The organism is Rathayibacter tritici (genome assembly GCF_002932875.1).
GTDB lineage: Bacteria > Actinomycetota > Actinomycetes > Actinomycetales > Microbacteriaceae > Rathayibacter > Rathayibacter tritici.
The window spans coordinates 50670-69025 of record NZ_PSWS01000057.1 but is presented as its reverse complement, the minus strand read 5'-3'; the positions used below and the strand labels follow the sequence as shown (position 1 = coordinate 69025).

Sequence of the window (18356 nt, the reverse complement as noted above, 5' to 3'; positions counted from 1 at the left end):
GCAGCCACCCAATTAGTGAGGGTCTGCGGAACCAGTCCGAGCTCTCGAGCGACGTCCGCGACGGATCGCGACCTATCAATCACCTCGCGCACTGCCTCCACGCGGAACTCCGGAGAATACTTCCCACGGGAACTGGACATCCCGGGCCTTCCTTTCGGTCATCGCGGTAATCCTACCAATTCCGCGGTGGTCCAGAAAGAATGGGGCACCTCAAGAAGCACTGCGCGGCTCGCAACGTCGGAGATTCCCTCTCCGAAGATCGGCAACGGCACCGAACCGGTGCGCCACTTCTCTCTACGAGACGCAGGCAGACCCGCATGAGGCACGCCGTTGGTCGTCACCGTGCTCTCCGACAGCACGGGCAGGGCTTGATGTGAGGTGATGGAACCGTGCGAGCACCGCCGCCGTCTCGCGCTCGGCAGAAGAACCCGCGCCGCTCACCGCCGCCGGTCTCAGATATCGGGCGCGGTCGGTTCCTCTGTGCTCGCGGGGTCGGTGGCAGCGGCCGGGACAGGCGCGGTCTCAACGGCGGCGGCATCCGCGTCAGGAGCGCCCTCGGCCGCGGCCCCCGCCTCCGGCAGCGCGATGGCCGCCGGTCCCTCCGTCACGAGGAGGTGGAACTCGGCCGCGGTGATGATCCGCAGCCCCAGCGCCTCGGCCTTGCCGAGCTTGCTGCCCGCGCCGGGGCCGGCGGCGACGTAGTCGGTCTTCTTCGAGACGCTCGAGCCGGCCTTGCCGCCGGCGGCGAGGATCGCCTCCTGGGCGCCCTCGCGCGAGTACCCCTCGAGGCTGCCCGTCGCGACGACCGTGAGCCCGGCGAGCACTCCGCCCGCGGCGTCCGCGGCCCCGGGACCGGGGTGCCCCGGCGTGGCGAAACGTACGCCGGCCGCGGCCCACCGCTCGACGATCTCGACGTGCCAGCTGACCTCGAACCAAGCGATCAGGGCGTCGGCGATGATGCCGCCCACGCCGTCCACGGCGGCCAGCTCGTCCCGGCTCGCCCCGCGGATCGCGTCGAGCGACCCGAAGTAGCCGGCCAGCGCGCGCGCCGCGACCGGGCCGACATGGCGGATGCTGAGCGAGACCAGCAGGCGCCACAACTCCTTCGTCTTCGCCCGCTCGATGTTCTCGATCAGCCGGAGCGCGTTGGTCGAGGGCACCGCGACCTCGTCGCCCGCGAAGGCGTCGGCCGTCGGATCGAACGCGCCGTCTTTCGCCGGCTGTCGCCTCCGCTTGAACGGAGCGACCACCTTCGGATCGCCGTTCGCGTCGAGCTTCTGCAGCCCCGTCTCGGAGTCGCGCACGACGACCTCGATCGGGAAGAGATCGGCCACGGTGAGCTCGAAGAGGCCCGCCTCGGTCCGCAGCGGCGGCTCCGCGGGCACCAGCGGTTGGGTGAGGGCCGCCGCGCTGACTTCGCCGAGTGCCTCGATGTCGAGCGCGCCGCGGCTACCGATGTGCTCGACGCGGCCGCGGACCTGGGCGGGGCAGGACTCCGCATTGGGGCAGCGCAGATCGACGTCGCCCTCCTTCGCCGGAGCGAGGGTGGTGCCGCACTCGGGGCACTGGGTCGGCATCACGAACTCGCGCTCGCTGCCGTCGCGCAGCTCGACCACCGGCCCGAGCACCTCGGGGATGACGTCGCCCGCCTTGCGCAGCACGACGGTGTCCCCGATCAGCACGCCCTTCGCCTTCACCACGTCGGCGTTGTGCAGCGTCGCCTGGCGTACCTCCGACCCGGCAACCCTGACCTTGGTCATCTGCGCGAACGGAGTGGCGCGGCCGGTGCGCCCCACGCTCACGACGATGTCGAGGAGCGTCGTGTGCACCTCCTCGGGCGGGTACTTGTAGGCGATCGCCCAGCGCGGGGCCCGGCTGGTGGCGCCGAGCTCGCCGTGCAGCTCGAGCTCGTCCACCTTGACGACGACTCCGTCGAGCTCGTGCTCGACCGAGTGGCGCTCGCGGCCGTAGCGCTCGACGAAGGCGAGCACCTCCTCCACCCAGGCCGAGACGCGGTTGTGACCGCTGACCGGCAGTCCCCAGGAAGAGAGCAGCCCGTAGACCTCGGACTGGGTCGCGACCGGCGGGTCGGGCCAGGCGCCGATACCGTGTACGTAGAGCGCGAGCGAGTCGACGCGGGCCTGCCCGGCGCGCAGGTCGAGACCAGCCTTCTTATCAAGCTGCTGGCGGAGGCCGCCGCTCGCAGCGTTCCGCGGGTTGGCGAAGGTCGGGAAGCGGCGGAGAGCGCTGGTGCGCGCCTTCCCCTCGTCGAAGTCGCCTCGGGTGGCGGCGGGGCGGACGGCCCAGCGCGCCCGCGCCTCCCCGACCGCCTCCTCGCGCAGCGTCACCTGCAGCGCATTGAGCTCGGCAAAAGCGGCAACCGGGATGAAGACCTCGCCGCGGACCTCCACCAGCGCCGGGTGGCCCTCGCCCGCGAGCTGCTCCGGGATTCCCGCTACGCGGAGCGCATTCACGGTGACGTCCTCACCGATGCGGCCGTCACCTCGGGTGGCCGCCGTGACGAGGCGCCCCTGCTCGTAGTGCAGCGAGATGGCGAGCCCGTCGATCTTGAGCTCGGTGAGCCAGGCGATGGGTCGATCCGCTGAGGCGACCGTCTTCTCGCACCACTCGCGCAGCTCCTCGGCCGAGAACACGTTGTCGAGCGAGAGCATCCGCTCGGCGTGGTCGACCGGAGCGAGGCCCGGGCCGACGATGCCGCCGACGGTCTGCGTGGGCGAATCCGCGGTGGCCAGCTCGGGGTGCTCCTCCTCGAGCGCGGCAAGTTCGCGCACCAGCGCGTCGTACTCGGCGTCCGACAGCGACGACGAGTCGGCCGCGTAGTAGTCGTCGCTCGCCGAACGGAGGAGCGCCCGCAGCTCCTCGACGCGAGCGGCCGGCTCGAGCGCGCTCACCGAGGTACCGCGGCGTCGGCGGCCACCGTGCGGTCGATCGTGCACTGGCCCAGCACGCGGGTGCCGAGGTACACGACGGCCGTCTGGCCGGGGGCGACGCCGTCGAGTGGGGAGTCCGGAGTGATCACGAGTTCCACCCTGCCATCGACCTCCGACACCACCGCGGAGGCCGGAACCGGATCGGCGTGCGCCCGGATCTGCACGTCGCAGCTGAACGGCGTCGTCGCATCCTCCGGTGCCGCTCCAGCCCAGCTGAAACGCGCGCCGGCGATCTGCCCGATGCGCAGCGCCTCCCGCGGACCCACGACGACCTCGTTGGAGAAGGGACGCACCTCCAACACGAAGCGGGGCCGGCCGTCAGGGGCCGGAACACCCAGGTGCAGCCCACGCCGCTGTCCGACCGTGTAGCCGTGCGCACCCTCGTGCGAGCCGACGACCGCTCCGTCGCGGTCCACGATCACCCCGGTCTCCGGTGCGACCCGCTCCGCGAGCCAGCCGCGGGTGTCGCCGTCGGGGATGAAGCAGATGTCGTAGCTGTCGGGCTTGCTCGCGACGCTGAGCCCGCGCTCCGCCGCCTCCGCGCGGACGATCGCCTTCGACGGGGTCGAGCCGAGCGGGAACATCGAGTGCCGCAGCTGCTGCTCGGTCAGCACGCCGAGGACGTAGGACTGGTCCTTCGCCTCGTCGCTCGCGCGGTGCAATTCGAGCGAGCCGTCTGCGGCAGTGCGGAGGGAGGCGTAGTGGCCGGTGCAGACGGCGTCGAAGCCGAGGTCGAGCGCCTTCTCGAGGAGTGCGGCGAACTTGATCCGCTCGTTGCAGCGCATGCAGGGGTTCGGGGTGCGTCCGGCCGAGTACTCGGCGACGAAGTCATCGACCACGTCGAGCGTGAAGCGCTCGGAGAAGTCCCACACATAGTAGGGAATGCCGAGGACGTTCGCGGCACGCTGCGCGTCCATCGAGTCCTCGATGGTGCAGCAGCCCCGGCTCCCGGTGCGCAACGTGCCGGGCATCCTGCTCAGGGCGAGGTGCACGCCGACCACGTCGTGTCCCGCCTCCACCGCGCGGGCCGCGGCCACCGCCGAGTCCACTCCACCACTCATCGCCGCGAGAACCTTCACCGTGCGAGTCTACGTTTCCCGCGGGGCGACCGTCACGATCTCAGGCGGGCAGCACTGCGCGGTTCGAGAGGCCAGCACGCGCGGCGCGGGCGTAGGCGTCCGGCAGCGCAGCGAGCAGCGCATCTACGTCCGCGTCGGTCGAGGTGTGCCCCAGCGTCATCCGGAGCACGCCGCGTGCCTCGTCTTCGCTCCGGCCGAGCGCGAGGACCACGTGCGAGGCCTCCGGGATCCCCGCCGTGCAGGCCGAGCCGGTCGAGACGGAGACGCCGGCGGTGTCCAGGAGGAAGAGAAGGGAGTCGCCCTGAGCTCCCGGGAAGGCGAGGTGCGCGTTGTTCGCGACGCGGCGTCCGGAGTCGAGGGCGGGCCCGGTCAGCGTCGCACCCGGTACGGCGGCGAGGATCCCGGCGACGAGCCGGTCGCGCAGGGCGGCGAGCCGCTGCTCCTCAGCCGGGAGTTCGGCGGCGGCCTCGACCGCGGCGGCGGCGAAGGCCGCGGCGCCGGGAACGTCCTGGGTGCCGGAGCGGACGCCGCGCTGCTGACCGCCTCCGTGCAGCACCGGCACCACCCGGGCGTCGCGGGCGAGCACGAGCGCGCCCGTCGCGATCGGACCACCGACCTTGTGCCCCGAGACACTGACCGCGACCAGGCCCACGCCGCGATGCGACCCGGAGGCGCGGCGGACTTCCGCGATCCGCAACGGCAGGTGTCCGAGGGCGGCGACAGCGTCGGAGTGGAGGGGCACACCAGCGCGGGCGCAGACGGCAGCCAACTCCTGGATCGGATTGATCGTGCCGATCTCGTTGTTGACCCAGAGCACCGTGACCAGCGCGACCGATCCGGGGTCCTCCTCCAGCGCCGCGGCGAGCGTCTCGGGACGCAGCGTCCCCTCGTCGTCGAGCGGCAGCCAGTCGATCCTGGCGCCTTCGTGCTCGGCGAGCCAGGCGGCGCTGTCGAGAGTCGCGTGGTGCTCGCCGTCCGCGACGAGGATGCGCACCCGGGCCGTGTTCTCGGCCCGGCGCTGCCAGAATAGGCCCTTGATCCCGAGGTTGACCGCTTCAGTTCCACCCGCGGTGAGGATCACCTCGATCGGCTCGCAGCCGAGCACTCCGGCGAGCGCCGAGCGGGCGTCCTCCAGTCGGCGGCGCGCCTGCTGACCCGAGCCGTGCACGGAGGAGGGGTTGCCCGGGTGAGCAGACGCCTCGGCGAAGGCGACGAGCGCCGAGGCGCGCAACGGAGTCGTCGCAGCGTGGTCGAGGTAGATCACAGCAGCCCTTCGTTCCGCGTCACGGGCACGGAGGGAGCCGGTGCCCGTCACTACTGTAAGTCGCATGACCTCCCCCGATCCGCTGTCCAGGCTCGGCGTGAGTGTGGATGATCAGGGCGGTGAGCTGCGGGTCTGGTCCGAGAGCGCGAGCGCCGTCGACCTACTGCTGTACGACGAGAAGGACCCGACCTGGGTCACCCGAACCGTTCCGGTCACCCGCGACGACGCAGCCGTCTGGTCCGCCCGCTCCGACCTCCTGACTCCCGGCCGCCGCTACGCGCTGCGGGTGGACGGTCCGACCGGGCCGCGCCACCGCTTCGATCCGCGCCGGGTCCTGCTCGAGCCCTACTCCCGTGGTCTGCACCGGGTGGCCGAGAACGCGTGGCGCTCGGTCGTCGTCGACGACGCGTTCGACTGGGGCACCTCCTCCCGCCCCCGCACCCCGATGGAGCGCACCGTGATCTACGAGGCGCACGTGAAGGGCCTCACCCGCCTGAATCCGGCGCTTCCGGTGGAGCTGCGCGGCACCTACGCGGGTCTGGCGCACGAGTCGACGGTCGCGGCGCTGCTCGAGCTGGGCGTCAGCGCGATCGAGCTGCTCCCCGTGCACGCGTTCGTCTCGGAGCAGCGCCTGCTGCGCCAGGGCCTGACCAACTACTGGGGCTACAACACGCTGAACTTTTTCGCGCCACACGCCGCGTACGCCTCCCCCACCGCTCAGCGCGGCGGCCCGAGCGCGGTGCTCCGCGAGTTCAAGGGGATGGTGAAGCTCCTGCACGAGGCCGGCCTCGAGGTGATCCTGGATGTGGTCTACAACCACACCGCCGAAGAGGGGCCGGGCGGGCCGATGTCGAGCCTGCGCGGCATCGACGACGCCGGCTGGTATCGCCAGACGCCCGAGGGGCACTACGTCGACGTGACCGGCTGCGGCAACACGATCGACTTCAGCCGACCCGCGGCGCAGCGCCTGGCGCTCGACTCGATGCGCTACTGGTCGGGCGAGGTCGGCATCGACGGCTTCCGACTCGACCTCGCCGCGGCGCTCGGGCGTGACGAGATCGCGCACTTCCGGAGCGACCACCCGCTGCTGCGCGCCGCCGTCGAGGACCCGGCGCTGGCCGGAGTGAAGATGATCGCCGAGCCCTGGGACGTGGGCATGGGCGGCTGGCAGACCGGCAATTTTCCGGCGGGCTGGTCGGAGTGGAACGACCGCTACCGCGATCGCGCCCGCAATTTCTGGCTGTCGGACATCGACTACGCCCGGCGCGCGGGCACAGCGCCCGTCGGCGTCGGTGGGTTCGCGACCCGGCTCTCGGGCTCCTCCAACACGTTCTCAGCGCAGCGGGGACCCCTCGCCTCGGTCAACTTCGTCACGGCGCACGACGGCTTCACCCTCGCCGATCTCGTCTCGTACAACGTCAAGCACAACATCGGCAACGGCGAGTCGAACCGCGACGGAGCCGACACCAACCGCTCCTTCAATCACGGCTTCGAGGGTCCCACCACCGACGAGCGGATCACGCTCGCCCGGCGCAAGGCGATGCGGAACCTCCTCGGCACCCTGCTGCTGTCCGCCGGAGTCCCGATGATCACCGCGGGCGACGAGACCGGGCGCAGCCAGCGCGGCAACAACAACGCCTACTGCCAGGACTCGGACCTCACCTGGGTGCGCTGGGAGGGTCTGGCCGACTGGCAGCTCGCACTGCGCGCGCACACGCGGACACTGCTGCGGTTGCGCCGCGAGCACCCGGCGCTGCGGCCCTCCCGCTACGCCAGCGGCGACGAGGCCGTCCCCGGCGCGACGAGCATGACGTGGTTCGATGCGCACGGGCACGGGATGTCCGAGCACGACTGGACCTCGGCGGCCCACCGCACGCTGCAGTACCTCGCGGTCTCCACGCCCGTCGAGGGTGATCCTGACCGCGTGCTGCTGGTGGTGCACGGCGTCGAGCAGGACACCACCGTAGTGCTCGCCGAGGGCGACGGCATCATCGGCTACACGCGGCTGTGGAACAGCGAGGAGCCGGAGCCGCTCGAGCACGGCGAGTCGTTCCAGCCGGGGCAGGTGATCCGGGTCGCGGGTACCTCGATGCAGCTCTTCGCCGCTCACGGGACTGCGGCGGAGCAGGACACCTGATGGCTCGCAGCGGACCGGGCACCCCGGCGACCGTCGCGCTAAGCGCCGCGGGCATCCGCTTTGCTCCGCGGGAGTATCGGCACGACCCCGCGACGACGCTCTACGGTCTCGAAGCAGCGCAGGCGCTCGGCGTCGAGCCGGAGCGGGTCTTCAAGACACTGCTGGTCGACGTGGACGGCGAACTCGTGGTCGGCGTCGTGCCCGTCACCGGCTCACTGGGGCTCAAGGAACTCGCGGCCGCGGTCGGAGGGAAGCGGGCAGCGATGGCCGATCCCGCCCTCGCGCAGCGCCGCACCGGCTACGTGCTCGGCGGCATCTCTCCGCTCGGGCAGAAGACCCGGCATCGCACCGTGATCGACGAGACGGCCGAGCTGTACGACACGGTGCTCGTCTCGGGCGGGGCGAGCTCGGCGGAGCGGGCGAGGAGCGGGTGCCGGGGCACCACGCGGACGGTGTAGCCGAAGGAGCCGCTGCGGTCGAGGGTCACCACGCCGGCGTACGGTACCCGGCCCACCGCATCGGCGGGCACCACAGCGCCGGACTCCTCGACCACCTCGAGCTCGTGGTGGCGGACCTCGCTGAGCGAGCCGTCGGGCGCGGTCGTCCCGTAGACGACCTCGACCGAGACGTCGGCCGGGGAGAGTTCGCCCAGCCGCACCCCGGCCCGCACGGCGAGTCGGTCGCCACGCTGAGGCACCGCGTCGATCCCGCCCGACTCGACCGAGGCGACGGCGACGCCCGGCCAACCGGCGCGCACCCGGCGCTTCCATGCGGCCAGCTCCTTCGCCGGCTCGTAGTGATCGGCGGCCACCGCGCGTCCCGCCTCGGCCGCCGGCGCGTAGAGGGCCTCCACGTACTGGCGCACCATCCGCTCGGCCGAGAGTTCGGGCGAGAGCGTCGCCAGGGTGTGCCGGATCGAGCGCACCCAGTGCCGGGGGACTCCCTCGTGGTCACGCTCGTAGTATCGCGGCACCACCTCGGTCTCGAGCAGCTCGTAGAGCGCGTCCGCCTCGAGAGTGTCACGGTCCTCCGGGTCGAGCGCGCGGTCGGAGGAGGGGATCGCCCAACCGTTCTCCCCGTCGAAGTACTCGTTCCACCAGCCGTCGAGGATCGAGAGGTTGAGCGACCCGTTCAGCGCGGCCTTCATTCCGGAGGTGCCGCAGGCCTCGAGGGGACGCAGCGGATTGTTCAACCAGACATCAGTGCCCGGGTAGAGCAGCTGGGCCATCGCGATGTCGTAGTCCGGGAGGAAAACGATCCGGCGGCGCACATCCGGTTCCTGCGCGAACCGGACGAGGCGCTGGATCAACCGCTTCCCCTCCTCATCGGCCGGGTGGGACTTGCCGGCGATGACGATCTGGATGGGGTGCTGCGGGTGGGTCAGCAGCGCGCGCAGCCGCTCCGGGTCGTGCAGCATCAGCGTCAGCCGTTTGTAGGTCGGCACCCGCCGGGCGAACCCGATGGTCAGCACGTCCGGGTCGAGTAGCTCGTCGAGCCAGGCCGGAGGCATGCCACCCGGATTCTGCTCCTGCCACGAGCGGGCGGCACGGCGGCGCGCGTCCTGGACCAGCTGCTCCCGCATCGCTCGGCGCGCCGCCCACAGCTCGGTGTCCCCGAGTGCCTCCGACGCCCAGTCGGCCCGTGTCGTGTCATCGGTGCCGAGCCGCTCCTGCGCGAGCGAGCGGAGGATCGGATCGGTCCAGCTCGCCGCGTGGACGCCGTTCGTCACCGAGCCGATCGGCACCTCCGCCGTCTCGAAGCCGGGCCAGAGGCTGGAGAACATCGAGCGGCTGACCTCGCCGTGCAGGGTCGAGACGCCGTTGGCGCGCTGGGCAAGGCGCAAGCCCATGTAGGCCATGTTGAACGCGGTCCCGGAGTCGCCCGGCTCGGCGCCCAGCGCGAGCACGTCCTCGACCTGCACCCCGGGCAGCAGCTCGGTCGAGAAGTACTCCTCGATCATGGCGCGATCGAACCGGTCGATGCCCGCCGGCACCGGAGTGTGCGTAGTGAAGACCGTGCTCGCCCGCACGACCTGGAGCGCCTGGTCGACGTCCAGGCCCGCGCCGATCAGTCCGGAGATGCGCTCGAGCCCCTGGAAGCCGGCGTGCCCCTCGTTGGTGTGGAACACCTCCGGCAGGGCGCTGCCCGAGACCTCGGCCCAGAGCGCAAGCGCGCGCACGCCACCGATGCCCAGCAGCAGCTCCTGCAGCAGCCGGTGCTCACCGCCGCCGCCGTAGAGGCGGTCGGTGACTGAGCGGAGAGAGTCCTCGTTCTCGGGGATGTCGGTATCGAGCAGGAGCAGGGTCACCCGGCCGACCTCGGCCCGCCACACCCGCGCGTAGAGTGCTCGGCCCGCCGGCAGCGCGAGCACGATCCGGGCGGGTGAGCCGTCCGCGAGACGCACGACGCGCAACGGCAGTCCGTCCGGGTCGAGCGAGGGGTAGGACTCGAGCTGCCAGCCGTCGGCCGAGAGCGTCTGCGAGAAGTAGCCCGAGCGGTAGAACAGGCCGACCCCGATGAGCGGGACGCCCAGATCCGAGGAGGCCTTGAGGTGGTCGCCGGCGAGGATGCCCAGGCCTCCCGAGTACTGCGGCAGGGCCGCGGCGATGCCGAACTCCGGCGAGAAGTACGCGATCGAGCGCGGCGCCGACTCCGGGAGCGACTGGTACCAGCGCGGCTCGCTGCGGTAGCGCTCCAGGTCCTCGCGCAGGTGCCACGCCTCGTCGACGAAGCCCTGGTCGTCTGCCAACTCGGCAAGGCGCTCGGGGCGGACGGCGCCCAGCAGCGCCGTCGGGTCCGCGCCTGCGCGTCGCCAGAGCTCGGGGTCGACCCGTTCGAACAGACGCCGGGTGGGCTCGTGCCAGGCCCAGCGCAGATTGCCGGCAAGATCGCCCAGAGCCGAGATTTCGGGCGGGAGGACGGAGCGGACGATGAAGCGGCGAATCGCCTTCACGGCATCCCTCGACTCTCTGCGGACCCCGGAGCGCCCGGTCGCGGAGCGCCGGGGCGGTTACGCTCGGTCACCCTAGCGGACCGCGGCCAGCGCGGATCGGCGCGGCGCGGACCCGGCGCGAGTCTGGCCCGAGCCCTCCTTCGCCCTCGGTCGCACTCGTCCGCCTTCATTTGCACAGGCCCGAGCGCGGGCGCAAGCGTCGTGTGCGAGCCGCCGCCGGTCGCTACTGTCGTGACGTGGCTCAGATACCTTTCGGCAAGGCTCAGAACGGCACAGGCGCGAACGGCACAGGCGCGAAGCGAGCGGATCGCGGTCGGGCACCCGAGGCTGCCTCGGCGCCTGCCAGGACCGGCAGCGGTTATCAGGTCCGGGCGGAGCGCCTGCCGATCCTCGACCCGCAGCCCCGGCTCGAGGACGACCGCTGGCCTGCCAAGGCCTTCGCTGGCGAGGTCGTCCCCTTCGCCGCGACGGCGTTCCGCGAGGGTCACGACCTGATCGGCGTCGATCTTCTCCTGACCTCGCCCTCCGGCGTCGAGTCGGAGCACCGGATGTCGTTGCTCGCGACCGGCACCGACCGCTACGGCCGGCTCGTCGCGCTCGATGAGGAGGGCGACTGGAGCTACCGGATCCGCGCCTTCGCCGACGACTGGGCGACCTGGCTGCACACCGCGGAGGTCAAGATTCCGGCGGGCCTCGACCACGACGTCACTTTCGCCATCGGTGGGGGGCTCCTGCGCAGCGGTGCCGAGGACGCCTCGCGCCCCGAAGGAGAGCGCAGCCTGCTCACCGAAACCGCGGCCCGCGTCGCCGACACCTCGCTCGACGCCGACGAGCGCCTCGCCGCGGCAACCGATCCCGCCGTCCACGCAGCGTTCGACGCCCGCCCCGTGTGGAGCCTCAGCAGCGTCTCGGAGCCGCGCACCGTTCACGTCGAGCGCACCCGCGCGGGTGTCGGTGCCTGGTACGAGTTCTTCCCCCGCTCCGAGGGCGCCGTCCGCCACGAGGACGGCACCGTAACCAGCGGATCCTTCCGCACCGCGATCGAGCGCGTCCCCGCCGTCGCCGCGATGGGCTTCGACGTGCTCTACCTGCCGCCGATCCACCCGATCGGCCGCTCCTTCCGCAAGGGCCCGAACAACACGCTCGACGCCGGCGAGAACGACCCCGGCTCGCCGTGGGCGATCGGCTCGGCCGAGGGCGGCCACGACGCCATCCATCCCGACCTCGGCACCGAGGAGGACTTCCGCGCCTTCCACGCCGCGGTCACCGACGCGGGCCTTGAGCTCGCCCTCGACTTCGCTCTGCAGGCCTCGCCCGACCACCCCTGGGTGAGGAGCCACCCGGAGTGGTTCACGACGCTCCCCGACGGCAGCATCGCCTACGCCGAGAACCCGCCGAAGAAGTACCAGGACATTTATCCGATCAATTTCGACAATGACCCCGAGGGCATCCGTCAGGAGGCGCTGCGGGTCCTGCGGCACTGGATCGACCTGGGCGTGCGGATCTTCCGCGTCGACAATCCGCACACGAAGCCGCTCGACTTCTGGGAGTGGATCATCCACGAGGTCAACGCCGAGCACCCGGAGGTCGTCTTCCTCGCGGAGGCGTTCACCCGGCCCGCGATTATGCGCGCGCTCGGCAAGGTCGGCTTCCAGCAGTCCTACTCGTATTTCACCTGGCGCAACACCAAGGAGGAGCTCAGCGAGTTCTTCACGAGCATCTCGCAGGAGACGGCCGACTACATGCGGCCGAACCTCTTCGTGAACACCCCCGACATCCTCACCGAGTACCTCCAGTACGGCGGGCGTTCGGCCTATAAGGTGCGGGCCGCGCTGGCCGCGACCGCGTCGCCGCTCTGGGGCGTCTACGCCGGCTACGAGCTGGTCGAGAACGTCGCGCGCCCGGGAGCCGAAGAGAACATTGACAACGAGAAGTACGAATACAAGACCCGGGACTGGGCCGGCGCCGAGGAGACCGGAAGCTCGCTCGCGCCATTCCTCACGCGTCTGAACGAGATCCGCCGGGCGCACCCCGCGCTCGGACAGCTGCGGAACCTGCACGTGCACGGCAGCGACGACGACGCGATCCTGGTCTACTCCAAGCACCTGCAGGCGGCGTTCACGGGCACCGGAGCCGACGACACGATCATCGTCGTCGTCAACACCGACCCGCACTCGGCCCGCGAGACCACGGTCCACCTCGACCTGCCCGCGATCGGGCTCGACTGGGGCGCGAGCTTCGAGGTCGAGGATCTGATCACGGGCGCCGTCTGGACCTGGGGCAGCGACGACTACGTGCGGCTCGACTCGTTCGTCGAGCCCGTGCACATCCTGAGCGTGAAGGCGGACGGACGATGAGCGGAACCATGCCCGAGGGCACGAGCCCGGCCGACGAGGCGGGCCTCGCCGCGCACGCCGACACGGTGCCCACGACGGGCACCAGCTCGGCGACCACCTCCGCACACGGTGCGCACGCCGCCGACACGGCGCCCGACGCTCCCGAGCACCCCGGAGCCGACGGTGAGAACGCGCGTCGCTACGCGGTCGAGACGGTCCCGGAGGCGCCGCAGTGGGTCGCCGCGGACCCAGGCGCGGTCGGCGTCGGCTCCTCGAGCGAGACCGTCGCGGGCGAGACCGTCGCGGGCGAGACCGCCGCGGCTGGCACCGCGGCCCCCGCCGCTCCCGCCTCCGGTCCGATCGACGGCACCGCCGCCCTCGCGCTTCCCGACATCCCGGAGTGGGTCCTGCAGCAGCTCGCCACCGGCAGCAACGCTCTCCCCCACGACGTCCTCGGACAGCACCTCGTCTCGGCCCCCGGCGTCGCGGACCCCGTGACCGTCGTACGCGTGCGCCGTCCGCTCGCCGACAAGGTGGCCGTGGTGCTCGACACCGGTGCCCGAGTCGAGCTCAGCCACCTCAGCGACGGCATCTGGCAGGGCTTTCACGTCCTCGGCCCGCAGGCCTACACGGTCCAGGCTCGCTACGGCGGAGGCAGCGAGTGGACGGCCGAGGACCCGTACCGCTTCTCGAAGACGGTGGGCGACGTCGACCTCTACCTGATCGGCGAGGGGCGTCACGAGCGACTCTGGGAAGCGCTCGGCGCCCGCCACCGCGAGCACGAGGGTGTCTGGGGCACCAGCTTCGCCGTCTGGGCACCGCACGCGCAGGCCGCGCGCGTCGTCGGTGACTTCAACGACTGGAGTGGCGAGGGCCACTCCCTCCGCAACCTCGGCACGACCGGCGTGTGGGAGATTTTCGTGCCCGGCATCGAGCCCGGCGCGTCCTACAAGTTCGACCTGCTCTCGCGCGACGGCCACTGGGTCCGCAAGGCCGACCCGATGGCCCGCGCCACGGAGGTGCCGCCCGCGACCGCGTCGAAGGTCCCCGTCTCGCACCATCAGTGGGGCGACTCCGCCTGGATGGAGAAGCGCGCCTCCGTCGATCCGCACACGCAGCCGCTCAGCGTCTACGAGATGCACCTCGGCTCCTGGCGGCCCGGCCTGGGGTACCGCGACCTCGCGGACCCGCTGATCGAGTACGTCACCGAGCTCGGCTTTACGCACGTCGAGTTCATGCCGCTCGCCGAGCACCCCTTCGGCGGGTCCTGGGGCTACCAGGTCACCGGGTACTACGCGGCCTCGAGCCGCTTCGGCACGGTCGACGACCTCAAGTATCTGATCGACCGCCTGCACCAGGCCGGCATCGGCGTCATCGTCGACTGGGTCCCCGGGCACTTCCCCAAGGACGACTTCGCCCTCGCCCGCTTCGACGGTGAGCCGCTCTACGAGCACCCGGATTGGCGTCGCGGTGAGCAGATGGACTGGGGAACCTACGTCTTCGACTTCGGTCACACTCAGGTGCGCAACTTCCTCGTCGCGAATGCGCTGTTCTGGCTCGAGGAGTTCCACGTGGACGCCCTGCGCGTGGACGCCGTCGCCTCGATGCTCTACCTCGACTACTCCCGCAAGGAGGGCGAGTGGCTGCCGAACCAGTACGGCGGACGCGAGCACCTCGAGGCGATCAGCTTCATCCAGGAGGTGAACGCCACGGCCTACAGGCTGCACCCCGGCATCATGATGATTGCCGAGGAGTCGACGAGCTGGCCCGGCGTCACGCAGCCCACCAGCTCCGGCGGACTCGGCTTCGGGCTCAAATGGAACATGGGCTGGATGCACGACTCGCTCGACTACATGGCGAACGACCCGCTCTGGCGCCAGTACCACCTCGGCGAGATCACCTTCTCCTTCGTCTACGCCTTCAGCGAGAAGTTCGTCCTGCCGATCAGCCACGACGAGGTCGTGCACGGCAAGGGCTCGTTGATCCAGAAGATGCCCGGCGACCACTGGCAGCAGCTCGCGAACGTGCGCGCGTACCTCGCCTTCATGTGGGCGCACCCCGGCAAGCAGCTGCTCTTCATGGGCCAGGAGTTCGGCCAGTACTCCGAATGGAGCGAGGAGCGCGGCCTGGACTGGTGGATCCTCGACCAGCCGAGCCACCGCGGCCTGTGGAGCCTCGTCGGGCAACTGAATCGCGTGTACCGCGACTCGCCGCCGCTGTGGGAGCTGGATCACGAGCAGTCGGGCTTCGAGTGGATCGACGGCGGCGCGGCCGCACCGAACGTCGTCTCGTTCCTGCGGAAGGACAGCGAGGGTCGCCCGATCGCCGTCATCGCGAACTTCTCCGGGTCTCCTGTGCACGGCTATCGCGTGAGCCTGCCCACGGCCGGCCGCTGGGAGGAACTCGTCAACACCGACGCCGAGATCTACGGCGGTAGCGGAGTCGGCAACTTCGGCGCCGTCGAGGCGCGCGAGGAGCCGTGGGCGGGTCGACCCGCCTCTGCCGAGCTGGTGCTCCCCCCGCTCGCCGTGCTCTACCTGCGCCCCGCCGCCTGAGCAGACACCGCACGAGAGAGGCCGTCCGCCGCGACGATCGTCACGAGCGGGCGGCCTCCCGAGGTTCCGGCCGTCCTCAGTGGACCAGGCTCAGTAGAGCAGGGCGGTGAGGCGGGCGCGAGCCTTGTTCACGCGGGGATCGGTCTGCCCGACGATCTCGAACAGCTCCAGCAGGCGCGCTCGAACGGCGGCCTTCCCGTCGGCGTCCAGGCGCGGGAACATCGAGAGCAGCCGGTCGAAGGCGTCCTCGACGTGACCGCCGGAGACATCGAGATCGGCCACGGCGAGCTGCGCGTCGAGGTTCGAAGGCTCGGCCGCGGCCGTCGAGCGGATGTCGTCGAGCGTGTGGCCCTGCAGGCGCGCCAGCAGCTTCACCTGGGCGAGACCGGCGACGGCGAGGTCGTCGCGCGGGTTCTGCGCGATCGCCGTCTCGTACTCGGTGATCGCCGCAGCGTAATCGCCCCGATCGATCGCGTCGTAGGCCTCCTGGTGGTGCGGCGGCAGCGGCTCCGGTTCGGACTCGGCGCCCTCGGCGGGAGCCGCTCCCTCCACCGGTACCGTGCCCGTCACGCCATTCTGCGCCGCGAGCTGGAGCACCTGCTCCAGCAGATCGCGCAGCTGCTCCTCGGCGACGAGGCCGCTGAACAGAGGAACCGGGCGGCCGCCGATGATCGCGGCCACGGTCGGCACGGACTGCACCTGGAACGCCTGGGCCAGCTGCGGGCTCGACTCCACGTCGACCCCGACCAGAACGAACGCACCGGCGTACGAGACGACCACCTTCTCGAGCAGCGCGGTCATACTCTGGCTCTGATCCGACCAGGAGCCGCGCAGGTCGACGATCACCGGGACCCGCGAAGAGAGCTGTACCACGTGGTCGAACTCGGCGTCGCCCGCGCTCAGCAGCAGCGGATTCGCGCCGGGCGCGGCCTCGGAGGCAGGCGCCGGGGCGGCGGTACCGCCGGCGGGCGGAGTCCGGCGGTTCACCAGCGATGACAGGTCGACGGCGCCGCGGAGGTTTCCGGGCAGGGGCGGGACGGTGCTCACGGCAGCTGCACCACCGAAACGAGTCCCTGGCTCCATCCGAGCATCACGATCTTCTCCTCCGATCCGACAGGCGGTACGTAGAACAGCAATTGGTAGCCGTAGGTGGTCTGGATGCCGGTCGTCGACTTATCCGTCCCCAGCAGCGTCTGCGAGGCGCCGGAGGTCGAGACAGTCGAGCCCTCGGCGGTGGGGCGGACGGTGGACGTCTCGGCGATGCTCGCCGCGACCAGGGCTCCCGAGTTATTCGTCGCGAGGGCGATCGTCGGCGACGTGCCAGCCGCGTTCGAGAACTCGATCGAGGCGGTGTCGGGCAGCGCCTGGCGGTCGGCGTTCTTCTTCTCGACGCCGACCTGCCCGCGCAGCGTGTCGCCGTCGGCCACGAACAGCCCGGCATACTGGCTCGCATCGCCGTTGGCGAGCACGTCCGCGTAAGCGGATCCGACGGTCTGCGGCGCGAGCTTCATCAACCGTGAATCCGGAGCCACGATTGACGTTCCGACGGTCACCGGGGCGACGTCGGGGATGCGGGCGTTGGCCTCGAGCGAGATCGCGTAATCGACCTTGTAGCCCACTCGCGGGCTGGCCTGACTCAGCATCAGAGCGATCGGTGCCTGAGTGCTGTCCGCCGAGTTCTGCACGACGGCGGTCACCAGACGCGGCCACGACTCCGTGTCCTGCGGGAGCACGAGGCTCACCGGCGAGGCCGGGATGGTCTGCGGCGGGTCGATCGTGCCGCCCTTGGCGGTGACCTCGTAGTTGGTGGTCCGCTCGGTCAGCGCCTCGCCCTGGAAGCGCTCGGCGAGGATCGAGGCATCGCGCGCCGCGTCCGCTCGGGACGCGACATCGGCGACCGCGGCGACGATCGCCTCCGCCTGCTGCGTTGTGACAACCGGGGTCGGCGCGGCAGAGACCGGCTCCGCACCGGCGGTAGCCGTGGCCGTGACAGTGGGCGCCTCACTCGCACCTGCCGCGAGGTCGGGCCAGTAGTCGGAGCTGCACCCCGAGAGCAGGACAGCGGAACCGAGCACCACCGGCAGCACCAGGGCGGCACGACGGCGCGTCGGCGTCGGGGACGCGACCGAGGCCTGAATGCCGGCGCGCGGTCGAGGCCGGCGGGCGCCGCGCGGGATCCTCCCCTGCGGACCCTTCCGCCGCGGACCGTGCTGGCGACGCAGGTGCACGAACGCCCAGATGTAGAGGATGAGGCCGAGCAGGAGAAAGACGGCCCCGCCGAGCAGAAGCGGACCGGCGAGCGGAGTCGAGGTGTCGACGGGCCAGGTGACCCGCACGGAGTCGGCGGCAGGCGCAGTGCCGTCGCTCGCGATGAGGATGGAGACGTCCTCGGGCACGTCGAGCGCCACCGTGACGCTGCCGCTGCCCTCGAACTGCTCCAGCCAGAGGTCGGAGCCTCTCGGGTCGACGACGGCCGCATCGGCGGTCTCGACGTCGGAGGCCAACCGGACGCGCTGGCCTGTCTCCTCCTCGGCGGTGAGGGTGTCGCCGACCGGCTCGTAGCCGACCGCGTCGTAGCTGGAACGACCCACCCAGCCGAGCACGTCGGAGGTAGGGGCGTAGGCGACGACGAGGTCGCCGCTCCCCTCGATCGTGATGGTCTGCCGACCCGGATTCGCACCAAGGGTGCTGCCGTCGATCACCGCGTAGGGGGCGGAAGAGTCCAGGGAGGTCTGGGCGGTGAGGGACTCCGGAGGAGCCCAGACCGTCCGCTGACCGATGCCGAGCACGATCATCGCGGCAGCGATGACGGTGGCGATGATGGCGAAGACGAACCGCACGAAAGAACTCCTCCTGCGTTGCCGGATCGGGGTGACGGCCGGGGCCGGCTCGGGGTACGCAGCCGGACCGGGACGCGACGGCAACAGACAAAGACAGTCCACGATAGCCGATGCCCTCGGCTCGATACCCGGCAGAAGCCGAGAGTGCGGCCGAAGCGGCGCGCGGCGCGGGTGTCGCCCCGGCCGAAGCCCTCTCGCTGAATACACTTTCGGAGTGCCGCGAGCCCCCCCGCGGTCCTGC

Annotated in this window: 10 protein-coding genes and 1 pseudogene; 4 read left to right on the top strand and 7 right to left on the bottom strand. The window is 71.1% G+C overall.

What is annotated here, in order from left to right:
- The 4 genes from C5D07_RS10390 to C5D07_RS10375 all read right to left on the bottom strand — a co-directional run.
- Nucleotides 1-140 (bottom strand): transposase (locus C5D07_RS10390; protein WP_146079779.1); only part of this gene is annotated, 140 nt, incomplete at its 3' end.
- Between the two features lie 312 nt (nucleotides 141-452).
- The gene (gene ligA, locus C5D07_RS10385) at nucleotides 453-2912 is read right to left on the bottom strand and encodes an NAD-dependent DNA ligase LigA (RefSeq protein WP_104259312.1); all 2460 of its coding nucleotides are present in this window, start codon (nucleotides 2910-2912) and stop codon (nucleotides 453-455) included.
- Nucleotides 2909-4030 (bottom strand): tRNA 2-thiouridine(34) synthase MnmA, encoded by a 1122-nt coding sequence (mnmA, locus tag C5D07_RS10380; protein ID WP_181134380.1) that lies wholly within the window; start codon nucleotides 4028-4030, stop codon nucleotides 2909-2911. Before mnmA ends, ligA begins: the two co-directional genes overlap by 4 nt.
- A 40-nt stretch (nucleotides 4031-4070) precedes the next feature.
- On the bottom strand, nucleotides 4071-5360 hold the full coding sequence (locus tag C5D07_RS10375; protein WP_104259311.1) for a cysteine desulfurase family protein: 1290 nt from the start codon (nucleotides 5358-5360) through the stop codon (nucleotides 4071-4073).
- Here C5D07_RS10375 and glgX point away from each other — a divergent pair.
- Both glgX and C5D07_RS10365 read left to right on the top strand, forming a co-directional pair.
- Nucleotides 5359-7431 carry a glycogen debranching protein GlgX gene (glgX, locus tag C5D07_RS10370; protein WP_104259310.1) on the top strand — a complete coding sequence of 691 codons (2073 nt, stop codon included), beginning with the start codon at nucleotides 5359-5361 and terminating at the stop codon, nucleotides 7429-7431. The genes C5D07_RS10375 and glgX overlap by 2 nt on opposite strands.
- Nucleotides 7431-7889, top strand: a complete 459-nt coding sequence (locus C5D07_RS10365; RefSeq protein WP_428839191.1) for an aminoacyl-tRNA deacylase — start codon at nucleotides 7431-7433, stop codon at nucleotides 7887-7889. Before glgX ends, C5D07_RS10365 begins: the two co-directional genes overlap by 1 nt.
- Here C5D07_RS10365 and glgP read toward each other — a convergent pair.
- Nucleotides 7835-10384: pseudogene (gene glgP, locus C5D07_RS10360) on the bottom strand (alpha-glucan family phosphorylase); the annotation flags it as partial. The gene C5D07_RS10365 and the pseudogene glgP overlap by 55 nt on opposite strands.
- 245 nt (nucleotides 10385-10629) lie before the next feature.
- Between glgP and C5D07_RS10355 the strand changes: the two are divergent.
- A complete protein-coding gene (locus tag C5D07_RS10355; RefSeq protein ID WP_373408366.1) occupies nucleotides 10630-12741 on the top strand; it encodes an alpha-1,4-glucan--maltose-1-phosphate maltosyltransferase in 2112 nt (703 codons plus the stop codon).
- Nucleotides 12738-15275: a 1,4-alpha-glucan branching protein GlgB gene (gene glgB / locus C5D07_RS10350; RefSeq protein ID WP_249028223.1), complete on the top strand. Its 2538-nt coding sequence runs from the start codon at nucleotides 12738-12740 to the stop codon at nucleotides 15273-15275. The genes C5D07_RS10355 and glgB overlap by 4 nt, the downstream gene beginning before the upstream one ends.
- Nucleotides 15276-15365: 90 nt before the next feature.
- On the opposite strand, the gene C5D07_RS10345 is transcribed toward glgB, so the two are convergent.
- Both C5D07_RS10345 and C5D07_RS10340 read right to left on the bottom strand, forming a co-directional pair.
- Complete coding sequence (locus C5D07_RS10345; protein WP_068253398.1) at nucleotides 15366-16322, bottom strand: tetratricopeptide repeat protein; 957 nt, start codon at nucleotides 16320-16322, stop codon at nucleotides 15366-15368.
- Nucleotides 16319-18115: a DUF8094 domain-containing protein gene (locus tag C5D07_RS10340; protein WP_068253399.1), complete on the bottom strand. Its 1797-nt coding sequence runs from the start codon at nucleotides 18113-18115 to the stop codon at nucleotides 16319-16321. The genes C5D07_RS10345 and C5D07_RS10340 overlap by 4 nt, the downstream gene beginning before the upstream one ends.
- Nucleotides 18116-18356 lie beyond the last annotated feature (241 nt).

Bases quoted from the DNA above. Each gene is read 5' to 3' on its own strand.
- glgX (WP_104259310.1), top strand. From the start codon at position 5,359: ATGACCTCCCCCGATCCGCTGTCCAGGCTCGGCGTGAGTGTGGATGAT.
- C5D07_RS10375 (WP_104259311.1), bottom strand. From the start codon at position 5,360: ATGCGACTTACAGTAGTGACGGGCACCGGCTCCCTCCGTGCCCGTGAC.
- C5D07_RS10365 (WP_428839191.1), top strand. From the start codon at position 7,431: ATGGCTCGCAGCGGACCGGGCACCCCGGCGACCGTCGCGCTAAGCGCC.
- glgB (WP_249028223.1), top strand. From the start codon at position 12,738: ATGAGCGGAACCATGCCCGAGGGCACGAGCCCGGCCGACGAGGCGGGC.